The sequence below is a fragment of the Roseibium marinum genome (assembly GCF_002906165.1).
In the GTDB taxonomy this organism is placed as follows: domain Bacteria; phylum Pseudomonadota; class Alphaproteobacteria; order Rhizobiales; family Stappiaceae; genus Roseibium; species Roseibium marinum.
On sequence record NZ_PPCN01000001.1, the window covers coordinates 25723 to 47479 of the forward strand.

The window sequence follows — 21757 nt, forward strand, 5'->3', positions numbered from 1 at the left end:
GATCATGAGTTCTTTCGTGCTTCACAATGCGCCGCAATCGACCTGCTCTCAACGGGTGCGCTATGCGCTGCATGCCAAGGGCATCGCCTTTGAGGAACACAAGCTGGATCTTTTTTCCGGCGACCAGCTGAAGCCGGAATATCTGGCAATCAATCCCAACGGCGTCGTGCCGGCTCTGGTTCACGATGGAACACCCGTCATCGACAGCGCGGTGATCCTAGAATACCTGGAAGACATATTGCCCGGAACCGCGCGCATGCGGCCCGAGGACCCGCGCGAAACGGCCAAACTGCGGGCCATTATGCGCTTTATCGACGAGGTGCCGACACCGGCGATCCGGGTGCCGTCCTACAATCTGGCCTTCCTGCCCCATTTCCAGGCGATGAGCGAGGTGGACTTTCAGGCGCTTTGCGACAGCAAGCCGCTGCGCAGGGAGTTCCTGATGAAAATGGGCCGCACCGGTTTTCCGAAGCAGGACATGGACGAGGCGCTTGGCCGGCTGACGCGCGGCGTGGAGCGCATGGCGCGCTGGCTGGAGGAAAGCGGCGGGCCGTGGATCCTGGGTGAGGACATCTCCCTGGCGGACGTTGCGATCATGCCGGTTATCGTGCGCATGGACGACATCAATCTGGGAGGAATTTGGCAGGACTATCCGGCTATCGGTGCGTGGCTGGAGCGGATCAGGTTGACGGAGCCTTTCCCGGAGACCTACTACCATGGCTCTCTTCTAACGGAAAAATATCCGCACCTTGCCGCGCTGCGCAATGAGCGGATGGCAGAGGCCTGAAAACGATGCAGATGGTTCCCTACATGCTTGCGACGGTGGTCATTGGAATGATGCTGTCAACGCAGCCGCCGCTTAATTCCATCCTCGGGCGCGCCGTGGGCAGTGCCTATGGCGCGGCCACGATTTCCATCGCGGTGGCTCTGGCAAGCATCCTTGCTTTCATTGTCTTCTCCGGATGGGGAGACATCTCGCGCAAGTCGTTGGCCACTGTGCCCTGGTGGGTCTATCTGTCCGGCGTCGCCGGCGCGGTTTTCGTCGCCTCGGGTCCGGTTGTGGCGCCGGTGACCGGGGCCATGGTGTTTTTCGTGTGCATCGTCGCCGGTCAGCTCATCGGCTCGATGCTGGCCGACCATTTCGGAGCTTTCGGCCTCGATGTGCGGACTGTCTCTGTCTGGCGGCTGCTGGGACTGGCGATGGTTCTCGGCGGGGCCCTCCTGGTCAGTCGCGGCTAACACGGATCTGGTGCGGATCAAGGAAACGCGTTTCGCCCGCATATGCAATCGATTGCGCATTCCTTGAATGCGGACTGAGGAACAAGGAGCGCGCCGGAAAGACCGGCACCGCGTTCCACGATGAGGAGAAAAGACAATGAACCAGGCCCTGACCCCCCGGATACTGCAGCCGGGCGACATGGATCCGAACTGGCGCTGGGAGGGCAGACTGCCGGCCTGGGGGCACACGGCGGTCGATTTCGAGCGCCGCGTCGATCATGACCGCTTGCGCCGCTATCGGCTGAGCCGGGCGAAGGATGCGCTCAAGAAGAGCGAGTGCGGCTCGCTCCTGCTCTTCGACGTCAACAATATCCGCTACATTTCCGGTACCAAGATCGGCGAGTGGGAACGGGACAAGATGTGTCGCTTTTGTCTCCTCACAGGCGACGACGAGCCATATGTCTGGGACTTCGGATCGGCCGCCGTTCACCACAAGAAATATGCCGACTGGCTCAATCCGGAACATTGCCGGGCAGGCGTTGTCGGCATGCGCGGCACCATTCCGCCAAGCTTCGGCCTGATGAAACTCTATGCCGAGGAGATCGCCGGCCTCATCCGCGACGCCGGCATGTCGGGCATGCCGGTCGGCGTCGACTATGCCGAAACGGCGATGTTCTTCGCCCTGCAGGAAGCCGGCATCAATGTGGTGGACGGCCAGCAGATCATGCTGTCGGCGCGCGAGATCAAGAATACCGACGAGATCCAGTTGCTCACCCAGGCGGCCGCGATGGTCGATGGCGTCTATCACATGATCTACGAGGAACTGAAACCGGGTATTCGCGAAAACGACATCGTCGCGATGTCCAACAAGATGCTCTACGAAATGGGCTCCGACGACGTGGAAGCCATCAATGCCATCTCGGGCGAGCGCTGCAACCCGCACCCGCATAATTTCACCGACCGGTACTTCCGGCCGGGCGATCAGGCCTTCTTCGACATCCTCCAGTCCTATCAGGGCTACCGGACCTGCTACTACCGCACGTTCAACATCGGCCGGGCTACGCCCGCGCAGAATGACGCCTATGTGAAATGCCGCGAATGGCTCGACGCCTCCATCGAGCGCATCAAACCCGGTGTCTCCACCGACAAGGTGGCGGAAGTCTGGCCGACGGCGGAAAGCCTGGGCTTTCCCAATGAGCTGGCGGCATTCGGCCTGCAATTCGGCCATGGACTCGGGCTGGCGCTGCACGAACGCCCGATCATCTCCCGCGCGGTGTCGCTCGACAATCCGATGGAGATCAAGACGGGCATGGTTTTCGCGCTCGAGACCTATTGTCCGGCGGCCGATGGGTATTCAGCGGCCCGGATCGAGGAAGAAGTGGTTGTCACGGATACCGGCTGTGAAGTGATCTCGCTGTTCCCGGCGGAAGAACTTCCTATCGCCAACCGCTACTGACCGACGTCCGAATTGCCCGGTCCGGCGCGCCTTTCGCCGGCCGGGTCCCTTCGCAGGAGTTTCAAATGGCAGCCAGAAAGTCTAAGGCCAATACGGAGGCCTATCTGCGCATGTACCGCCAGATGGCGCGGATCCGCGCGTTCGAGGACAACGCCAACCAGCTCTATCTGTCGGCGAAGATGCCGGGACTGACCCACATGTATTCCGGCCAGGAAGCGGTTGCGGTCGGCATATGCGAGGCGCTCACCTCCGACGACAAGATCACCTCCACCCATCGCGGTCATGGACATTGTGTCGCCAAGGGTGCGGAGTTCCGGCAGATGTTCTGCGAGCTTCTGGGCAAGGCCGAAGGCTATTGCCGCGGCAAGGGAGGATCCATGCATATCGCCGATCAGGCAAACGGCAATCTTGGCGCGAACGCCATTGTCGGCGGTTCCATGGGCATTGCCACCGGATCGGCCCTGACCGCGAAACGGCAGGGCACCGGCCATGTGACGGTCTGCTTTTTCGGCGATGGCGCCACGGCGCAGGGCGTCTGGTACGAGGTCATGAACATGGCCGCGCTCTGGAAACTGCCGATCATCTATGCCTGTGAAAACAACGGTTACAGCGAATATACCAAGACGGCGGAAATCGCCGCCGGGTCGCTGACGGCGCGCGCCGAAGCATTCGGCATCGATTCCTTCACCGTGGACGGTCAGGATGTGCTGGCCGTGAACGATCTGGCACAAACGCTGGTCGCGCGGTGCCGCAAGGGCGAGGGACCGTTCTTCGTGGAACTCGAAACCTACAGGTATCACGGCCACCATGTCGGCGACATCAACCGCGACTACTACCGGACGAAAGACGAGGAAGCCGACTGGAAAAAGCACCGCGATCCCATCGTGAATTTCGGCAAGTGGCTGATCGGTCAGAAGATCGTCACGCCGGACGAGCTCGTTTCCATGGACAACGAGGTGCGGGCGGATGCCGAGGCTGCCGTGCAGTACGCGCTCGAAGCGCCCTATCCCGATGTCCGCGAAGTCGACATGCATGTTTTCGCCGAGGGGGCCTGAATGCGCGAAATAACTCTTTCCAGGGCGGTCAATGAAGCGATCGCGGAAGAAATGCGCCGCGACCCGGCGATTTTCCTGATCGGCGAGGATGTGGCGGAAGCCGGGACCCCGTTCAAGGTGCTGTCGGGTCTGGTGGAGGAATTCGGAACGGAGCGCATCATCGACACGCCGATTTCGGAGCCCGGTTTCATGGGGATGGCTGTCGGTGCGGCCATGACCGGGTCGAGGCCGATCGTCGATCTCATGTTCGGAGATTTCATTTTCCTGGTGATGGACCAGCTCTGCAATCAGGCCGCCAAGACCCACTACATGTCCGGCGGCAAGCTGAAGGTGCCGCTGGTCCTGCGCACCAATCTGGGCGCGACCCGGCGCTCGGCGGCCCAGCACTCGCAGTCCCTGCATGCGCTTGTCGCCCACATACCGGGCCTCAAGGTGGCGCTGCCCTCATCGGCCTATGAGGCCAAGGGTCTGTTGAAGACCGCGATCCGCGATGACAATCCGGTTGTGATCTTCGAAGACAAACTCATGTACAACGACAAGGCGCCCGTCCCGGAAGAGGAATATCTGCTGCCGTTCGGCAAGGCGGAAATTCTGCGCCAGGGCAAGGACGTCACGCTGGTGGGCACCTCCTCCATGGTTCAGGTCTGCCGCAAGGCGGCGGACCTTCTGGCGGCGGACGGCATTTCGGCGGAAGTCATCGACCCGCGCACCATCGTTCCGCTCGACGAGGACACGATCGTCGGGTCGGCGAAGAAGACCAGCCGGGCCATCGTCGTCGACGAAGGACACCAAAACTTCGGTGTAACGGCTGAAATCGCCGCGCGCATTGCCGACAAGGCCTTCTATTACCTGGATAATCCCGTTCAGCGCATGGGTGCGATGGATGTGCCGGTGCCGTTCTCTCCCGCACTTGAAGACCTGACCGTGCCGACGCCCGAGCAGGTCGCGGAGCGGGCGCGCCGGCTCTGCCGGGGGGAGATCTGACGATGACCCATGAAGTCATCATGCCCGCGCTTGGAATGGCCCAGGAAACCGGGTTGCTCCTTGCCTGGCGCAAGCAGCCGGGCGACGCAGTGAAGATCGGTGATGTCCTGATGGAAGTGGAGACCGACAAGGCCGCCATGGAAGTCGAGGCGCAGGCCGATGGCTTCGTGACCGAGCTGCGTGCAAAAGAGGGTGAGGACGTTCCTGTCGGCGCCGTGATCGCCATCATTTCCGCCAGCATGGACAAAGCCGCCGGGGCGCCGACTGAAGATGCTCCGGCAACACCGGCTGCAACGACGGACAAGGTGGACGACACGCCGCGGGTCGCCCCCACTGTTGCGAAACCAACCCCACAAATTCCGGAAAAACCGAAGGATACGGCACCGCCGTCTGAAGGCAGGGTGCTGGCCTCACCCAAGGCGAAGCGCCTCGCGGCCGAGCAGGGACTTGACTTGACCCGTCTGGCGAAAGCGGGTCACCCGCAGCCTTATCGCGCCGCCGATCTCGACCATCTCAAGGGTATGCATGCCAGCCAGGCGGACGGGGGGCAGGTTGGGGCCGCGTCGCAGCGCATCTTCGCACGCGCCAGCGTTCCGGCGGCGCCCTTCGACGAATTCTGCGATTGGCTTGCCGGGCAAGGCGCGGTCGCGGCGGATCTGGTCCTTGCCACATTCGCGGCCGGCAGCTTCAGGTCGGCAACCGGATTGCAGACGCTCGCCGTCTCCGTTTCCGCTCCGCGCAAACCCTCGCGGATATTCCAGGATCCCGACCGGTGCGGCCTTCTGGACCTTTCAGAAGATGAAGACGGACAGCACGCCGATCTGATTGTCTACGACCTGACCGCATCGCGCCTGACGGAGGCGGAACTTGCGGCGACCCATGCGCCGACGGTTACAATTGCCCGCGGTCAGGCGAACCTGACGGTATCTCTTTCGGCGACACGCGAGCAACTTGACGACGAGGTGCTGATCGCCATGCTCGACGCCTTTGCCGGGCGGCTGGAGGAACCCCTCCGGCAGCTACTTTGAGGACAAGACCAATGACCAAACCTGTTCTGAATGTCGATGCACGGCAGTTTTTATCCGACCTCCACATCGATGGAAGCTGGCGGGAAGGCGCGAACGGCGAGCGTTTCGATGTCCTCAACCCGGCAACGGAGGAAGTGCTCGCTTCGGTAGCCTCCGCCGAAATCGCCGACGCGGACGCTGCACTCGATGCGGCCGAGGCCGCCTTTGGCGAATGGGCGTCGCGCACGCCGCGCGCGCGTTCTGAAATCCTGCGCAAATGCTGGGAACTCATGACAGCGCGGCTGGACGAGTTCGCCACGCTGATCACTCTGGAAAACGGCAAGGCGGGCAACGATGCGCGGGGCGAGGCCGCCTATGCGGCGGAATTCTTCCGCTGGTTCGCCGAGGAAGCGGTGCGTGCGGACGGTCTGATCACCCGGGCGCCGGCGTCGGGAGCCCGGATCATCGTCCAGCACAAGCCGGCGGGCATCGCGGTTCTGGTGACGCCCTGGAACTATCCCGCCGCCATGGGCACGCGCAAGATCGCACCGGCTCTTGCAGCCGGATGTCCGGTGATCATCAAGCCGGCCTCCGAAACACCTCTCACCATGCTGGCGCTGATGCCGCTGCTGGAAGAGGCCGGTGTTCCCAAGGGGCTTGTAAACGTTCTGCCGTCGAAAAAATCCGGCGCGCTGGTCGATCATCTTCTGCACGATCCGCGCGTGCGGGTCGTTTCCTTTACCGGTTCGACCCAGGTGGGCCGCAAGCTGCTCCATTCCGCCGCCGATCAGGTGCTGAAACCGGCGATGGAACTGGGCGGCAACGCACCGCTGATTGTCTTCGACGACGCGGATCTCGATACGGCGGTTGAAGGCGCGATGCTGGCCAAGATGCGCAATCTCGGCGAAGCCTGCACCGCCGCGAACCGGTTCTACGTTCACGAGAGCGTGGCCGGCGAATTCGCCGAAAAACTGACGGCCTCCATGGCTGCGCTGAAACTCGGCAACGGTCTCGAACCGGATGTCGATGTCGGCCCGCTCGTCAACGCCGATACGCGTGACAAGGTGGCCGCCTTTGTCCGGGACGCAATCGCCAAAGGCGCGGATCTGCTGCTCGGCGGGACGGTTCCGGACGGACCCGGCTTCTTCTATCCGCCGACGGTTCTGACAAATGTTCCCGAAACGGCCGATTGTGTGCATGACGAGATCTTCGGTCCCGTCGCCGCGCTCCAGACCTTTTCCGACACGGAAGACGTCATCCGCCGCGCCAACGACACCGAATACGGGCTGGTGGCCTATGTGTTCACCGAAGACATGAAGCGCGGACTGCAGGTCTGCGAAAGGCTCGATTACGGCATGGTCGGCCTGAACCGGGGGCTTGTTTCCGATCCGGCGGCGCCGTTCGGCGGCACCAAGCAGTCCGGTCTTGGGCGTGAAGGCGGCCATGAGGGCATGCTGGAATTCATGGAGACCCAGTATATTTCGGCAAGCTGGTAGGGACAGGCATTTGACCAGGGTCACCGCAAGCCCGTCAGTCCGCGCCCTTGCCGGGCGCAAGGGGATCGATCTGGAGGATCTCGGCCGTACGCTCGGCCGCAGGGCGCTGGCGCGCGAGGATGTCGAGGCGGCGGTTTCCGGCTCGAAACCGGGCGGTGGCCTCTCTTCTGTATCCGGGCCGGATCATTCCACCTTCTGGGATGTCGATCATTCCGCCTACGGACCAGTCCGCGCAGAGCCGATGACCCGCTTCGCCCGGACTTCGGCCCGCAACCTTGCCGCCGCGAACGCGCTCATCCCGCAGGTGACCCATCACGACGAGGCCGATGCAGGTGCGATCGAGGAGTTCCGCAAGACCCTCAAGGCGGAAGCGGCGGAAAACGGTGTCAGGCTGACGGCGCTCGCCTTCCATGTGAAGGCGCTGGTACATTGCCTGAAACGCTTCGAGACCTTCAATGCATCGCTCAGTCCGGACGGAGCAATGCTCTATCTGAAGGACTATGTGCACATCGGCATCGCCGTCGATACGCCCTACGGCCTGACGGTTCCCGTCGTCCGCGATGCCGACCGCAAGGGTCTGTTCGAACTCGCGAAGGACATTTCCGCGCTGGCGGCAAAAGCCGCCGGGCGCAAGCTCCCACCCGATGCGCTGGGCGGCGCGTCGATGTCGATCTCCAATCTCGGCGGTATCGGCGGAACGGCCTTCACGCCCATCGTCAACCCGCCGGAAGTGGCCATTCTCGGTATCACGCGCACCCGCATCCAGCCGGTCTGGGACGGCGAGGCCTTCCAGCCGCGTCCCGTCGTTCCGCTCGATCTCAGCTATGACCATCGGGTCATCAACGGCGCGGAGGCCGCCAGATTTCTTGCCGAATACGCAACGCTGATCGGCGACCCGCGACGTTTGTTGCTCTGAACGGATGGAAAGACCTGAATGGCGGACCAGCAAAGCACAGAAGGCATAACAGTCACGCTCAACGGCGGGCAGACCACGATCAGCGGCCACGACACCCTGCCTCTGCTTCACGTCCTCAGAGAGGTTCTCGGACTGAAGGGCACACGCTTCGGCTGCGGGCAGGGCACCTGTGGGGCCTGCACGGTGATCGTGGAGGGAAAGGCGGTGACCTCCTGCGATCTGCCGCTGGAGGCGGTTCGCGGCAAACGGATCGAGACCGTCGAATGCCTGGCCGCCGGCGGCGCGACCCATCCGCTGGCGGAAGCCGTTCTGGCCTGCCAGGCGGCGCAATGCGGCTATTGTCTTCCGGGCATACTCATGGCGGCGAAAGCGCTGCTCGATCGCGAGCCCGATGCACCGGACGCCCGGATCCGCGAGGCGCTGGACGATAACCTCTGCCGCTGCGGGGCACATCTGCGTATCCTTAGGGCTGTCCGCCTCGCGGGTGAGGTCATGACGGCGGCGACAGACCGATGAGCGCGCCCAGCATCCCCCTGCCGCTCAAGGCTGCTCCCGACATATCCGACTGGATCCGTTTCGGACCCGGGCGGACCGTCGAGGTGCTGACGGGCCGCGTCGAACTCGGTCAGGGAAATCTGACCGCGCTGGCGCAGATGGCGGCGGACGAACTGGGGCTTGCTCCGAACGATGTCGTCATCACCTCCGGAAATACCGAGCGCACCCCAAATGAAGGCTACACGGCCGGCAGCATGTCGGTCTCCATAGGCGGAATGGCGCTCCGGTTCGCCGCGTCGGCGGCCCGTGTGCTGGTCTTGCGGGAAGCGTCGCTGAAGCTGAACGCCGATTACCTGAGCCTGTCCGTGCGCGACGGGGATATTCTGGAAGGCGGCCGGCCGACGGATCTGGATCTCAGGGATGTCGCCACCGGTTTGAATTTCGCGGTCCCGGTCATCGACTATGCCGCCCTTTTGGTGCCGGAACGGCGCACGCTGTCGTCGCAACCTCTCCCGCGCAGGGACTTGCCCAACCGCATATTCGGGACACCCTTCATTCACGATTTCGCGCCGGAAGGCATGGTGCACGGGCGGATCCTCCATCCGCCGGTGCAAGGGGCAATGCTCCGCTCACTGGATCTGAAGACCCTGGCCGCAAGACCGGGCATCATCGACGTCTTTCGCGACGGTTCCGTTGTCGGCATTCTCGCCGGGAGTTTTTCTGTGGTGACCGCCGCGGTGGACTGGGCGGCAAACCGTGCCGAATGGGCTGTCCCGGATTTGCCTCAAGCCGCGTCGCTCCGCGAGCTTCTTGCGGGCGCCGCCAGCGCTGAAACGGTAATCCTTGAGAAGGGAAAAATCCCGGAAGAGGACGGAAATGCCGTCGAAGTCACCGCCAGCCGGGCCTATCTCAGCCACGGGTCCATCGGCCCCTCCGCCGCCATGGCCGTCTGGCGGGACGGCAGGCTGAAGATCTGGTCCCATTCGCAGGGCGTGTTTCAGCTTCGCAACGCGGTCGCCCGGGTTCTGGGGCTGGATATCGAGGCCATCAGCATCGAACACGCGTCGGGCGCCGGGTGTTATGGACACAACGGCGCGGACGATGCCGCCTTCGATGCGGCTCTGCTGGCGCGCCGTGTTCCGGGAAAACCGGTGAAGGTGATCTGGAGCCGTCTCGATGAATTCCGGGTCGCCCCGCTCGGGCCGGGCATGCTGACCACCGCCAGGGCGGTTGTGGACGAAACCGGCGCGCTTCAATCGGCCTCCATATGCGTCACCAGTGCGCCGCACGGCAATCGGCCGGACACGGCCGGTGTGCCGAACCTCGTGACGGCAACCCGTCTCGCCGAGCCGGTACCGTTTCAAAGATCCAACGACGTGCCCCTGCCGCAGGGCGGCGCGGACCGCAATGCGATCCCTTACTACCGGGTCCCGAACCTTCATGTCGGCAAGAAACTGGTCCACGATTTGCCCTACCGGACATCGTCCCTGCGGGCGCTCGGCGCGCATCTCAATATCTTCGCCATCGAGATGCTGATGGAAAAGATTGCCGCCGAGACCGGGCAGGACCCGGTGACCCTCCGGCTTCGGCATCTCGACGATCCAAGAGCGGCAAAGGTGATCGAAACCGTCATGGCCGAAGGTGAGGCCCTGCGGCGGGACATGGAGCCGGGTGCGGAAGGCTGGGGTCTCGGCTTCGGCAGATACAAGAATACCGGAGCCTATGCCGCGGTTCTGGCCAGGATCCGAGTGGAGGAAACGGTCACGGTTTCCCATATCCACGCGGCCGTGGATAGCGGTGAAATCGTCAACCCGGACGGTGCCCTGAACCAGATCGAGGGCGGAATTCTCCAGGCGGTCAGCTGGACCCTGAAGGAAGAGGTGAAGCTGGCAGGCCCGCTGGTCGCAACGGAAACCTGGCTCGATTATCCGATCCTCAGGTTTTCCGAAGTACCGCAGGTGGCCGTCACCCTGATCGACAGGCCCGAGGATCCGCCGCTCGGCTGCGCCGAGGCCATGGCGGGCCCGGTGGCGGCGGCAATCGGCAGCGCCCTTTTCCAGGCCCTGGGCATACAGATCTGCGATCTGCCGCTGACGCGTGAGCGCATCATGGCTGCCGCCCTGGCGTGACCGGCTGTCCTTGGTAGGTTCAGAAACTGAGCCGCACTTCGGAAACACCGTTCCAGACGGCGCTCCATTCCGACGCACTGTCCACCTTCTGCATTCCGGTCATCGAACCGGTGAGCACCCATTGTCCTTTTTTCAGGCCGCCCAGCAGGTCGCCGCCGTGGTTGGCATAGGCCAGAAGGGCGCCGACCGGGTCGATATTGACCGGCGTGAATGCCTCGGGCGTCCCGTTCCGGCAAAGGGTCAGATGCGCCACCGGATCGGGCCGCAGGTCGGCAATTGGCAAAGCCGTGCCGATGACCAGACCGTCATTCGCCAGACAATCCGCCAGCCGTTGGGGAAACGGCAGGTCGGGAGCCGTCAGCCGGTATGAGACACGTTCGAAAGCCACGGCAAAGACGTCCACGGCCTTCAGGATGGTGTTTCGCGTATAGGCGACAGATGGCCGGCAGGGCAGGTCGTGACAGAGCCTGAGGGCGATCTCGGTTTCCAGCAGCAGCCTTTCGCCGGCACGGGTGGGTGACGACAGGGCTTCGCCGCCCCAGACAGGCGCCGCGGTCGGTCCGCTGGGGCCCGAAGCGGACACCTTCCAGCTTCGCGGAGCGGCATTCAGAAACTGCACGACGCGCCGCTGCACATCGTACCCTTCCTGTTCCGTTTCCGGCCGGGCATAGACGGGCAGCTGCGCTAGCGTGGCGCCATTGCCGCGGCACCCCGCGAGCAGTTCCGCGGCCGCATCGAGCCTCTTTTCCGTCCGCTCGGGATCTTTATCAGTCATCGAGTGCCATCTCCGGCCATTTGTCGTGCCAGGGGAAAGCTTTTTCGTATTGCCGGGCCAGTCTCATCAGGAGCCAGTCACGGTTATGCGCGCCCACCAGCTGGCAGCCGATGGGCAGTCCGTTCGGGGCCGGCGGGCCGGGCAGATTAACCGCCGGATGCCCGATGGCGTTCACCCAGCCGGTATAGACGGCATGTCCGCGTGGTCCGGCCGACTGGCCGTCGATCATGGACGGATAGTCCGTTCCCACGGGCCAGGGCATGGCGGCACTCGACGGTGTAAGAACCGCGTCACAAGTGTGGTAAAAACGCGCCGCGTCCTCGCGCAGGCGGGCGATCCGGTCGAAAAGCGCAAACAGCGCATCCGCCCCGAAGGAACGGCTGGAATCGGCCATCTCCCGGTATTTCGGACTGGCGCTCGCGAACCCATCGCCAAGCTGCCTTGCAAGGGAACCCAGTCCGGCCTGGCCGATGCGTGTCCAGTGTTCATTGAGATCGTCAAGGTTCAGCGGCAGGGTGCCGGGCGTTACCCTGTGGCCGAGGGTCTCCAGTCTTGCCGCCATCTGCCGGCTGCTGTCGGCGATAAGGGGATCAAGCGGGGCGTTTGCCATCTTTTCGACGTAGAGAATATTCAGGCGGGACGGCGCGGAGCCCAGATCCAGGTCCCTTCCCGGCTCGTCGGGGAGAGACGATCTCGGGTCACCGTGATGGTATCCTTCCATGGCGCGAAAAAGCAGCGCGGCGCTCTCGACGTCCCGGGTGATCGGGCCGACGACTTCCATATCGAAGAGAACCTGGGGAAGGGTCACTGTCCGCGCGAGTCGGCCGATCGTCGGCTTCAGTCCGAAAAGACCCGTATAGCCGCAGGGCCGTCTGATGGACCCGCCTCCGTCGGTTCCGATCGCTGCGGGGAAAAGACCCGCGGCGACCCCCGCGACCGATCCGCCGCTGGACCCGCCAGGGGTCAGCGTTGTGTCCCAAGGATTGCGCGTCGGTCCGAACAGCGGATTGTCGGTAAACCCTTCCAGCGTGAATTCGGGAACGTTGGTCTTGCCGAGTATCACCATGCCGGCCGCTTTCAGCCGGGCAACAGGCGTCTCGTCCTCGGCAGGCATGAAATCGCCATAGACCGGACTTCCCCACGTGGTGCGGATCGACGCGGTCAGGATGTTGTCCTTCACCGCGAGCGGAATGCCGTCCAGCGGCCCCAGGGTTTCTCCTGCCGAGCGGCGGGCATCACTTTCCGCGGCCTGAGTGAGCGCCATGTCGTTCCGGGTAACCAGGGCGTTGATCGCAGGATCGAGCCGGTCGGCTCGCGACAGCACGTCTTCGGTCAGGTCCACGGACGAGATCCAGCCCGCCGCCAGATCCGACGCGAGTTCGCTGAGCGTTTTCTTCCAAACTTCGGTCATTGGAACATTGTTCTCGGCAGCCAGAGGGCAATACTCGGGAAGGCGATCATCAGCAGTGTGAAGACCAGCATGATGACGACATAGGGCACGGCTCCCCTGACCACGTCGATGAAGGGACCGCCGTCCAGCCGCACGCCCTGGACCACATAAAGGTTCATGCCGACCGGCGGGGTGATCAGTCCCAGTTCGCACATCAGCACGACGAAGATGCCGAACCATACCGGGTCGATCCCCGCCGATGTGATCACCGGCACGGCGATCGGAATGGTGAGCACCTGCATGGACAGCACATCCATGAACATGCCGAGGACGAGATAGAAGACCACCAGAGCGAGAAGCAGTCCGACCGGCGACAGGCCGAGCGACGCGATCCACGAGGTCATCGACTGGGCCGCGCCTGTCAGGGAAAGCGTCACGTTCAGGATGAAGGCGCTGGTGACGATAAGCAGGACCATGCCCGTGGTCTTGGCTGTCTGGATGAAGCAGCGGTTGAGGAATTCAAGGCTGAGCTTGCGGTGGAACAGCACGAAACCCAGTGCGGTGGTGACACCGAGCGCGGCGGATTCCGTCGGGGTCGCGATGCCCAGATAAATGCTGCCGATGACGATCATGAAGATGATCACGGGCGGCAGCAGGGCCGTTGAGGCCTTTACCTTGTCCGCAAGGGAGATAACGTCCGCGCTTTCGCCCCGCTCGTGCCGGTGGGTGTAGCCGATGTAGGCCATGAAACACAGGGTCAGCAGGATACCGGGGACGATGCCGGCGACGAAGAGCTGTCCGATCGACTGTTCGGCCATGGAGCCGTAGACAAGCAGATTGACGCTCGGGGGAATGAGGATGCCCAGCGTCCCGCCGGCCGCTAGGCTGCCCAGGGCCCTGGCCTTGTCGTAGCCGCGCGCGTCGAGGGTCGGCATGGCGACGGTGCCGATCGTCGCGGCTGTCGCCACGGAAGACCCGGAGGTTGCTGAAAACAGCGCGCAGCAGCCGATATTCGTGTGCAGCAGCCCGCCCGGCAGGAAACCCAGCCACATGGACATGGCCCCGTACATCCGGTCGGCGATGCCGCTGCGCAAAAGCAGCTCGCCGAGCAGAATGAACAGCGGAATTGCGGTGAGAAGGTTTTCGTTCTGGACGCCCCAGACGACGGCCCCCATGGTTTCCACCAGCGGCCAGCCGAAGGCGAGCACCCCGCCGACGATGCCCGCAAGGGCCATGACAGCTGCGATCGGTACTCCGACCAGCATTACTGCCAGCATGATGAAGAATGCGATGAGAATGGTTGATACGGCCATGGTCCGACTATCTGCTCCGAAGGTCCGTCAGTTCGTCATTCAGTTCCTCGGAGACGCCCTTGGGTCCGAAGTCGTGGTTCAGGCCGTCCAGATCGCCCGAAATCAGCTGCCTGAAGGCCGACGCGGTGCGCAGCGCGGTCACGATGAAAAAGATCGCCAGGGCGGCGTACCAGATGGCCTGCGGATAGATGAGCGGCGTCGCCCAGGGCGTGGCGGCGGTGCTGCCGTAGTCGAGCGTGTCCTTGATGACCGAAAAGCAGTAGCGCAGGAAAAAGATACCGAAGGCGAACAGGGACAGCGTCGCGAGGATATTGAGCGCCGCCTGCACGCGCGGCGGCATCCGGTCATAGAGGAAGTCGATACGGATATGTCCGCGTTCGACGACAGCAACGGAGAAGGCAAGCGAGCCGCAGATCGCGAGGATATAGCCCCCGAGCTCGTCGGCACCCTGGAAGGAATGGTTGAAGATCTTCCGGCTGAGCGTTTCCAGCGTCACGAAAAGGGAAAAGGCAAGCAGAAGCAGTCCGAAGGACCAGCTCGCCACACGAGTGAAGAAGTGCATGATCGCAAAGACCCGTTGTTCAGGGGAATGCGGCGCGCCGTTTTCGGCGCGCCGGCAGCTGTTACATGCCGAGGCGGGTGCCGACGGTGGCTTTCCAGTCCGCCGAACAGGACGGGTTGGTGGCGTCGCAGACTTCGGCCCAGGCCGGGAAGGAGAGTTCCTTCACCGCGCTTTCGACGATTTTCAGGTCTTCCTCGGAGATCGGAACCTCGACGAGATTATACGGCTTGTTCAATTCGCAAGGCGTCTTGCCGACATTGCAGCGCATGGCGTCGTCGAACAGTTCTTCCGAATAGGCCCAGATTTCGGAGACCAATGTGTCGAAGGCCGCCTCGATCTTCGCCTGGTCTTCCGGGCTGAACTTGTTCCAGGTATCGAGGTTGATGCCGTAACCGTTCAGGGCGATCTGGAAGGCCAGTGGCAGGACATGGGTCGTGACTTCCGGCCATGCGGCGGAATTCGCCGAGCTCGGGCCGGTGATCGCGCAGTCCACGACGCCGCGGGCAAGGGACTGCTGGACTTCCGAGAAGCCGAGGGGCACCGGGATGCCGCCGACACTTTCCACGAACTTCGCAAGGTTCTGGTCATAGACCCGCACCTTGTAACCCTTGAGGTCGGTCAGCTTGCCGATCTCCGGCTTGCAGAACAGGACCTGCGGCCCGAACGGCCAGATACCGAGCAGCTTTGTGTTGAATTTTTCCTGAAGGCGCTTGTCGACGATTTCCGAGAAATCGGCCATCGTCTTCTTGCCGGCGTCGTAGGTCGGGTTCAGGCCGACGAGATCCAGGCCCAGGATCGTCGGTTCGTCACGGCTGACCTGCGACATGCGCAGGGAAATGACGTTGAACAGGCCGCTCTTGAGGACGCGCAGTTCCTCGGTGTCCTTGATGCCGGTCGCATCCAGCGGCTGGAAGTTCACCGTCACGTCGAGGCCGGTATCCGCCGCGAAGGTTTCGAAGAAGGGCAGTTCCTTGTTCTTCTGGATCAGGCCGGTGCTTCCGGGCTGGCCGAGAACCTTCAGTTCGATGGTTTCGCCGATTGCCGGCGAACCGAGCAGAAGGCCAAGGGAAAGGGCTGCAAAAATTTGACGCATGACGTACTCCATTTTTGTTCTGACGGAGTACGAAGAGCAAGCGTTATGCCAATTATGCGCGAGAGGCGCGCCGGGGCGTCCGTTCAGGGGCCGGGAAACGTCGCTTCGACCACTTCCCCCGTGCGCCGCACGTGCTGCTTCATGAGACGCCCGGCGAGTGCCGCGTCGCCCGCCTCGAACGCCTTCATGATCCCGTTATGCTCCTCCATCGCTTCCATCCAGCGGTCCTGTCCGGCGAGGGCCTGGTAGCGCAGGTGACGGGCGCGCGTCATGAGCGATGCGTGTGTTTCGACGAGGATCGGATTGCCCGAGAGCTCGACGATTTTCAGGTGGATCTGGTGATTGAGCACAAAATACTCATCCCGCTCACCTGCCGCGTGATGCATGGCCATCTTGTCGTGTAGCGATTGCAAACGCTTGAATTCCGTGGGTTTTATGGAGGTGGCCACGGTTTCGGCTGCAAGCATCTCGAGGCCGGAGATGACTTCGAACAGTTGCCGCATTTCCTTGGCCGTCGTCTTTGTGACACGAGCGCCGCGGTTTGGCCGGTGTTCGATCAGACCTTCATGGATCAGCGTTTTGATCGCCTCGCGAAGCGGCGTCCGCGAGACATTGAGCTGCGCGCATAAAGCAGTTTCGATGATGCGGTCACCGTCGCTCAGGACGCCCTCGAGAATCAGTGCGCGCAGCTGCCTGGCCACATTTTCATGGAGCTGTTGGCGTCGAACGGGACGCACCGTCCGTGCGGACGTATTTTTCGGATGCAGATTCATGTTGGCGACGATAATCGTCGAAAATGGCGGTTTGGCAAAATATAAAATGCCTATATATCAATCTTTTATGCCCAAATTGTATACAATATACAATGTGAAGGTGCGGGATCCGGCGAGCCCGGCTTATGCGCGTGGCCGGAGCCCGTGCGGTTAAGTATTTCGTTTCAAAAGCTTAGGAAGATCTCCCGCTCGTGGCGGGCTCTTGGCACCGCGATTGCTTCACTCCGGTAAATCTTTTCCCGCGCAGCCAGTTTTTTTGGGTGGGATAAACCGGAAGGAACGGAATGCATGGTCAGGGCATATGCGGTGCCGGGTCGTCGGGAAGCGTGCGGCGGGGAAAATGCCATTGGCGGCATAACCGGGTCCGCGGCGCCTTCAGCTTTGGAAAATGTCCTGAAAATTCACCGGGGCGGAGTCCGCTGCCGGAAAATCGAGCCGTTCCTGAACGTGGGTGAAGTGATCCCTGGAAAGGGCGACGGCCGACATCGGGTCTCCTTTGCGCAGGGCTTCGACGATCGCGGCATGTTCATCGACGCCGCAGGCCGAGTGCCCGCTATGTTCGTAAAGAGAGACCATGATCGACGAGCGGCTGAGCAGGTCCCGGATGAAGCGCGACAGCTCTGCGTTGTCGAGTGCGTCGACCAGCAGAATATGAAACTCGCCGGAAAGGCGCACGGACAATGCGCGGTCATTTGCGCGCGCGGCGTCGCGCTCCTTGTGAAGATGCTGCTCCAGCGAAGTGAGCATGGCTTCGGAAAGGGACGTGCCGAGCTGCAGAAGCACACCGGCCTCCAGCGTCCTGTGGGCCTGGTAGACCGCCCGGATCTCCTCCGCGGAAGGACTGGGGACGCGCGCGCCCCTGTTCGGAATGATGTCGATACGGCGGTCGGCGGCAAGCCGGTGCAGGGCCTTGCGCACGCGTTCGCGCGATACGCCCAGGGCATCCGCAAGCTTGTGCTCGGCCAGCTTCGTACCCGCTCTCAGCTTGCCTTCCATCAGGGCGTTGGACAGCCGGTCATAGACCATTTCGTCAATTTCGGGAGCCGATTTGGGGGTGCGCCGCATGGTCTGTTTCACGTCCGGTTCGTCTCTCTGGATTCAATTTGTGCACAAAAATACCAAAAAATGTGCACAAAAAGATTCCGAATCAGTCTTTTCGCATACGAAAGTAACTAACACTTTGAATTAAAATAAGAAATAAAAATGTGCACATTTGGCCCCGTGTTTGCATGGCCACCCATGTCTTTGTTCCCCCAGCGTGGAGGATTGGAATATGTCTCGCAGGAATACCATTACACGCAGAAATGCGCTCAAGCTTGGCGCCGCGGCAGTCGGCACCCTTGCAATGCCGGCAATCGGGCGGGCCCAGTCGAAGGAGATGATCGTCGGTTGCGCGGGTGGCCATGTCGGCTGGATGGAAAAAGCTGTCCTTCCGCTTTTCGAGGCGAAGTATGATTGCAAGATCATTCTCGAGGGCACGAAGTCGTCCGTGAACCTGGAAAAAATGCGGTCGAACAAGGACCAGCCCTATCTTTCCGTCGTGATGATGGACGATCCGGTCCTCATTCAGGCGGTTGAGGAAAACCTGATCGAAAAGCTCGATCCGGGCGCGGTGTCCAACATGTCGGCCATCAAGCCGGACGCCATTCATATGGACGGAATGTGGGCCAACTACCAGCAGCCTTGGTGCGGTGTCGCCTTCAATACCGGTTCGGTCGGCGACGTGCCCTCCTGGGGCGCGCTGTGGGACCCGGCCTACAAGGGCAAGGTGATAATCCCGTCGCTTCAGAATACGGAAGGCCTGTGGACACTGTTCTTCGCCGCCCAGCTTGCGACCGGCAAGCCGCTTGAGGAAGCCCAGTATGACATCGATGCCGCCTTCGGGAAGCTGGCGGAACTGAAACCCAATCTGCTGACGATCTACACCAAGATGCCGCCGAGCTTCAATTTGCTGGAGCAGGGCGAAGCGTCCCTGCTGGCGGGATCGTTCTCGTCCATCGCGATTCCCCGCAAACTGGAAGGCGCGCCGGTCGATCTCGCCGCACCGAAGGAAGGCGTTGGCGCCATGCCGTCCGGCATTGCCCGGGTGACGGGCGGGCCGGAAGAAGAGCTGGCCGCGGCTTTCATCAACGAGATGCTCGGGCCGGACCTCCAGGGGGCCATGATCAAGGAGACTTTCGCCCTGCCGACGAATACCGGCGTTGCCGCTGGAGATGGCGTGCCGACCGACGTGAAGGCCTTCTCACCGGATTGGGGTGCGGTTGCCGCCAACCGGCGTGCCTGGATCGAGCGGTTCGACCGCGAGATCGCCGTCTGACCCCCGAAAGCCCGCTAAACAGGATGAGCTGAATGGTTTCCGCATTCGACGACCCGAGTTACCTGGTCGCCGCTTCCGTATCGAAAAGCTTTCAGGGCACCCGTGTTCTGGAAAACCTCGATCTGGAAATCGCAAGGGGTGAATTCGTGTCCCTTCTTGGCCCGTCCGGGTGCGGCAAGACCACCTTGCTGCGGATGATCGCCGGTCTTCTGGCGGTCGACGGGGGGACGATTACGCTCGGCGGCAAGGTTATTTCCGGCCTGCCGCCGCACAGGAGAAATGTGGGCGTGGTTTTTCAGAACTACGCCCTCTTTCCCCACCTGACGGTACGTGAAAACATCGCCTTCGGCCTGAAGGCGCGTGGCGGTTCCACGTCTGAGGTGGAGGCGACCGTCGACCGGTTCCTGGAGCTTATCAAGCTGCCGGACATTGCCGAAAGGTATCCCTCCGCGCTCTCCGGCGGGCAGCAGCAGCGGGTTGCCGTCGCCCGTGCCCTGGCGCCGCGTCCCGATATCCTGCTGCTCGATGAACCTTTCAGCGCGCTGGACAGGAAGCTGCGCGAGGCCATGCAGATCGAATTGAAGTCGCTGCTGCGCGATCTGGGGATCACCTCTGTCTTCGTCACACACGACCAGGAAGAAGCGCTGGTCATGTCCGACAGGATCGCGGTGATGAATGCCGGTGTCATCGAGCAGTTCGGTGCGCCGCGGGACATCTACCGTTTTCCCGGTTCGCGTTTCGTCCTCGATTTCATCGGCTCGTCATCGCAGCTCGCGGGGACCGTGCTGGCGGAAACCGGAGGCGAGCTGACCATATCCGTCGGCGGCTCCGAGGTCCGCGCAGCGGGGCACTTCGTCAGGGGCTCTCCGGTAACGGTCGCCCTGCGCCCGGAGGACATGTCGATCCACCTGCCCGGAAGTGCGCCGGAGGGCCACAACACCGTACCGGTGGTTCTCAGGGACCGCATCTATGTCGGTGCCCGCACCCAGGCGCATTTCACCGCCAGCCAGGGCGAAAGCCTCGCCATCGATCTGTCTCCGGATCATGCCGGCCGTCTGGATCAGGGCGCGACCTACGCGGCCGCCTGGAGCCCTGAAAAGACGCTGATCTTCCCGGGGGACCGACAATGAAGACGCCAGGCGAGCAAAAGGACAGGACGTGGATCCTCGCCGCGCCGGGTGTCGGCTATCTGACCGTGCTCTACGCGCTGCCGCTCGGTTTACTGCTGCTGGCCAGCTTCCGGCTGCCCGAGGCGTTCAGCATATCCGCCTATGTCGATTTTTTCGGCGATCCGTTCAACTGGTACATCATCTGGAACACTCTGCGGTCGGCCCTTCTGACAACGGCTTTCTGCCTTCTGATCGGCTATCCGGCGGCCTTTGCGCTCGCCTGGTCGAAGGGCTGGCTGCAGGCGCTGTTCCTGGTCTCCCTGATCCTGCCGCTGTCGGTCGGGATCGTGGTCAAGGCATTTGCCTGGACAATCGTGCTGCGCAGCGACGGTGTCCTGAACCAGGCACTGATGGCGCTCGGTTTCACCGACGAGCCGGTGCGGCTGATCTTCACCGAGACAGGGCTTATCTTCGGCGCGGTCAACGTGTTCGTGCCCTTCATGATCATGCCGGTCTATTCGGTGATCCGCCTCCTTGACCCGAGGCTGGCGGAAGCGGCCCGGACCCTCGGCGCCGGCCCGCTCTACGTCTTCTGGAAAATCATTCTGCCACTCACCGTGCCGGGCATCATTGCCGGGATCGCCTTCGTGTTTTCGCTGGCGCTGGCCATGTATGTCATTCCCACATTGCTTGTCGGTGAACGGTTCATGACCCTGTCCCAGCAGATCGCGCGGTCCTATCTCTATCTGCGCAACGAGACGCTGGGGTCGACGGTTGCGGTGGTCCTGCTGGTCTTCTCGCTGATCGTCATCGTCGCCAGCCAGTGGCTGGCCGGTAAGGTGAGGGCAAACACGTGACCGTCCTCGAACGCCTTGCCCGCCTGGCTGTGTGGACCATCGGACTGGCCGTGTGCGTCTATCTCATGGTGCCGCTTTTCGTGACCGTTGCGGTTTCCTTCTCCGCTTCACCCGTCTTCGACCTGCCACCGCCGAGCTGGTCGCTGCGCTGGTATGAGGCGCTCGGATCCAAACGGGGGTTTCTTCCCTCCCTGAGCCTCTCGGTCCAGATTGCCCTCATATCGACTGGCATCTCCCTGGTCCTTGGAACCCTGACGGCGATTGCCGTCGTCAAGGGACGGTTCCCGGGCCGAACCGCGATCTCGACCTTCGTCGTTTCTCCGTTGATGATGCCGGGGCTCGTGATCGGTATCGCGCTGCTGCAGTTTCTGCGCGAGATCGGCTACCGGGATGCCTATACCGGTCTGATTCTGGGGCATGTGATCGTCACGCTCCCCTTCATCATGAGGACGGTGCAGGCCAGCCTGAGCCTGTTCGATTTCACGTTGATCGATGCGGCCAGAACACTCGGCCTCAGCTACCCGAAAGCGGTCGTCAAGGTTCTCGTTCCGGTCCTCAGTCCGGCTTATCTGAGTTCCGGTCTGTTCGCCTTTCTCGCCTCGATGGACAATTACCCGATCTCGATCTTTCTGACGGACGCGCGCAACAAGACGTTGCCGATCCAGGTCCTGGAATATCTGGAGGTCAGGCCCGATCCGACCATCGCGGCGATTTCCTCCCTTCTCATCCTGCTCACCATCATCGTTCTCGTCATATCCGACCGGCTGGTGGGCCTGCGCCGAATGACTGACTTCTGACCCTGGAACCCCATT

Annotated in this window: 21 protein-coding genes; 14 read left to right on the forward strand and 7 right to left on the reverse strand. The window is 62.4% G+C overall.

The genetic code is table 11. The features are described from left to right. The first annotated feature begins 4 nt into the window (after nt 1-4). From CLV41_RS00130 to CLV41_RS00175, 10 genes are all read left to right on the forward strand, one after another. A complete protein-coding gene (locus CLV41_RS00130; protein ID WP_103220272.1) occupies nt 5-787 on the forward strand; it encodes a glutathione S-transferase family protein in 783 nt (260 codons plus the stop codon). 5 nt (nt 788-792) lie between these two features. Continuing rightward, nucleotides 793-1239 carry a DMT family transporter gene (locus tag CLV41_RS00135; RefSeq protein ID WP_103220273.1) on the forward strand — a complete coding sequence of 149 codons (447 nt, stop codon included), beginning with the start codon at nt 793-795 and terminating at the stop codon, nt 1237-1239. A 136-nt stretch (nt 1240-1375) separates the two neighbouring features. Further along, nucleotides 1376-2674: a M24 family metallopeptidase gene (locus tag CLV41_RS00140; protein WP_103220274.1), complete on the forward strand. Its 1299-nt coding sequence runs from the start codon at nt 1376-1378 to the stop codon at nt 2672-2674. A 65-nt stretch (nt 2675-2739) separates the two neighbouring features. Continuing rightward, nucleotides 2740-3729, forward strand: coding sequence for a thiamine pyrophosphate-dependent dehydrogenase E1 component subunit alpha (locus tag CLV41_RS00145; RefSeq protein ID WP_103220275.1), 990 nt, complete (start codon nt 2740-2742; stop codon nt 3727-3729). Next, entirely contained in the window at nt 3730-4713 is a 984-nt protein-coding gene (locus CLV41_RS00150) for an alpha-ketoacid dehydrogenase subunit beta (RefSeq protein ID WP_103220276.1), read from the forward strand. 2 nt (nt 4714-4715) lie between these two features. Then, a complete protein-coding gene (locus CLV41_RS00155; protein ID WP_103220277.1) occupies nt 4716-5741 on the forward strand; it encodes a biotin/lipoyl-containing protein in 1026 nt (341 codons plus the stop codon). A gap of 11 nt (nt 5742-5752) precedes the next feature. Further along, nucleotides 5753-7216 carry an NAD-dependent succinate-semialdehyde dehydrogenase gene (locus CLV41_RS00160; protein WP_103220278.1) on the forward strand — a complete coding sequence of 488 codons (1464 nt, stop codon included), beginning with the start codon at nt 5753-5755 and terminating at the stop codon, nt 7214-7216. 10 nt (nt 7217-7226) lie between these two features. Then, nucleotides 7227-8132, forward strand: coding sequence for a 2-oxo acid dehydrogenase subunit E2 (locus CLV41_RS00165; RefSeq protein ID WP_235867025.1), 906 nt, complete (start codon nt 7227-7229; stop codon nt 8130-8132). Between the two features lie 18 nt (nt 8133-8150). Continuing rightward, nucleotides 8151-8648 carry a (2Fe-2S)-binding protein gene (locus CLV41_RS00170; protein ID WP_103220280.1) on the forward strand — a complete coding sequence of 166 codons (498 nt, stop codon included), beginning with the start codon at nt 8151-8153 and terminating at the stop codon, nt 8646-8648. Continuing rightward, entirely contained in the window at nt 8645-10756 is a 2112-nt protein-coding gene (locus CLV41_RS00175; RefSeq protein ID WP_103220281.1) for a molybdopterin cofactor-binding domain-containing protein, read from the forward strand. Before CLV41_RS00170 ends, CLV41_RS00175 begins: the two co-directional genes overlap by 4 nt. A 19-nt stretch (nt 10757-10775) precedes the next feature. On the opposite strand, the gene CLV41_RS00180 is transcribed toward CLV41_RS00175, so the two are convergent. From CLV41_RS00180 to CLV41_RS00210, 7 genes are all read right to left on the reverse strand, one after another. Then, entirely contained in the window at nt 10776-11531 is a 756-nt protein-coding gene (locus CLV41_RS00180) for a hypothetical protein (protein WP_103220282.1), read from the reverse strand. After that, on the reverse strand, nt 11524-12942 hold the full coding sequence (locus CLV41_RS00185; protein ID WP_103220283.1) for an amidase: 1419 nt from the start codon (nt 12940-12942) through the stop codon (nt 11524-11526). Before CLV41_RS00185 ends, CLV41_RS00180 begins: the two co-directional genes overlap by 8 nt. After that, on the reverse strand, nt 12939-14234 hold the full coding sequence (locus CLV41_RS00190; RefSeq protein ID WP_103220284.1) for a TRAP transporter large permease: 1296 nt from the start codon (nt 14232-14234) through the stop codon (nt 12939-12941). The genes CLV41_RS00185 and CLV41_RS00190 overlap by 4 nt, the downstream gene beginning before the upstream one ends. A 7-nt stretch (nt 14235-14241) precedes the next feature. Beyond that, entirely contained in the window at nt 14242-14796 is a 555-nt protein-coding gene (locus tag CLV41_RS00195; RefSeq protein ID WP_103220285.1) for a TRAP transporter small permease, read from the reverse strand. Between the two features lie 61 nt (nt 14797-14857). Further along, entirely contained in the window at nt 14858-15889 is a 1032-nt protein-coding gene (locus CLV41_RS00200; RefSeq protein WP_103221435.1) for a TRAP transporter substrate-binding protein, read from the reverse strand. An 83-nt stretch (nt 15890-15972) separates the two neighbouring features. Continuing rightward, nucleotides 15973-16590 carry a GntR family transcriptional regulator gene (locus CLV41_RS00205; protein ID WP_170107075.1) on the reverse strand — a complete coding sequence of 206 codons (618 nt, stop codon included), beginning with the start codon at nt 16588-16590 and terminating at the stop codon, nt 15973-15975. A 447-nt stretch (nt 16591-17037) separates the two neighbouring features. Next, a complete protein-coding gene (locus CLV41_RS00210) occupies nt 17038-17739 on the reverse strand; it encodes a GntR family transcriptional regulator (protein ID WP_235867026.1) in 702 nt (233 codons plus the stop codon). A 196-nt stretch (nt 17740-17935) separates the two neighbouring features. Between CLV41_RS00210 and CLV41_RS00215 the strand changes: the two genes are divergently transcribed. From CLV41_RS00215 to CLV41_RS00230, 4 genes are read left to right on the forward strand one after another with little or no spacing between them, the layout of a single operon-like run. Next, entirely contained in the window at nt 17936-18979 is a 1044-nt protein-coding gene (locus tag CLV41_RS00215) for an extracellular solute-binding protein (RefSeq protein ID WP_103220288.1), read from the forward strand. A gap of 32 nt (nt 18980-19011) precedes the next feature. Further along, on the forward strand, nt 19012-20109 hold the full coding sequence (locus CLV41_RS00220) for an ABC transporter ATP-binding protein (protein ID WP_103220289.1): 1098 nt from the start codon (nt 19012-19014) through the stop codon (nt 20107-20109). Further along, on the forward strand, nt 20106-20945 hold the full coding sequence (locus tag CLV41_RS00225) for an ABC transporter permease (RefSeq protein ID WP_103220290.1): 840 nt from the start codon (nt 20106-20108) through the stop codon (nt 20943-20945). The genes CLV41_RS00220 and CLV41_RS00225 overlap by 4 nt, the downstream gene beginning before the upstream one ends. Then, nucleotides 20942-21742, forward strand: a complete 801-nt coding sequence (locus CLV41_RS00230; protein ID WP_235867027.1) for an ABC transporter permease — start codon at nt 20942-20944, stop codon at nt 21740-21742. The genes CLV41_RS00225 and CLV41_RS00230 overlap by 4 nt, the downstream gene beginning before the upstream one ends. Nucleotides 21743-21757 lie beyond the last annotated feature (15 nt).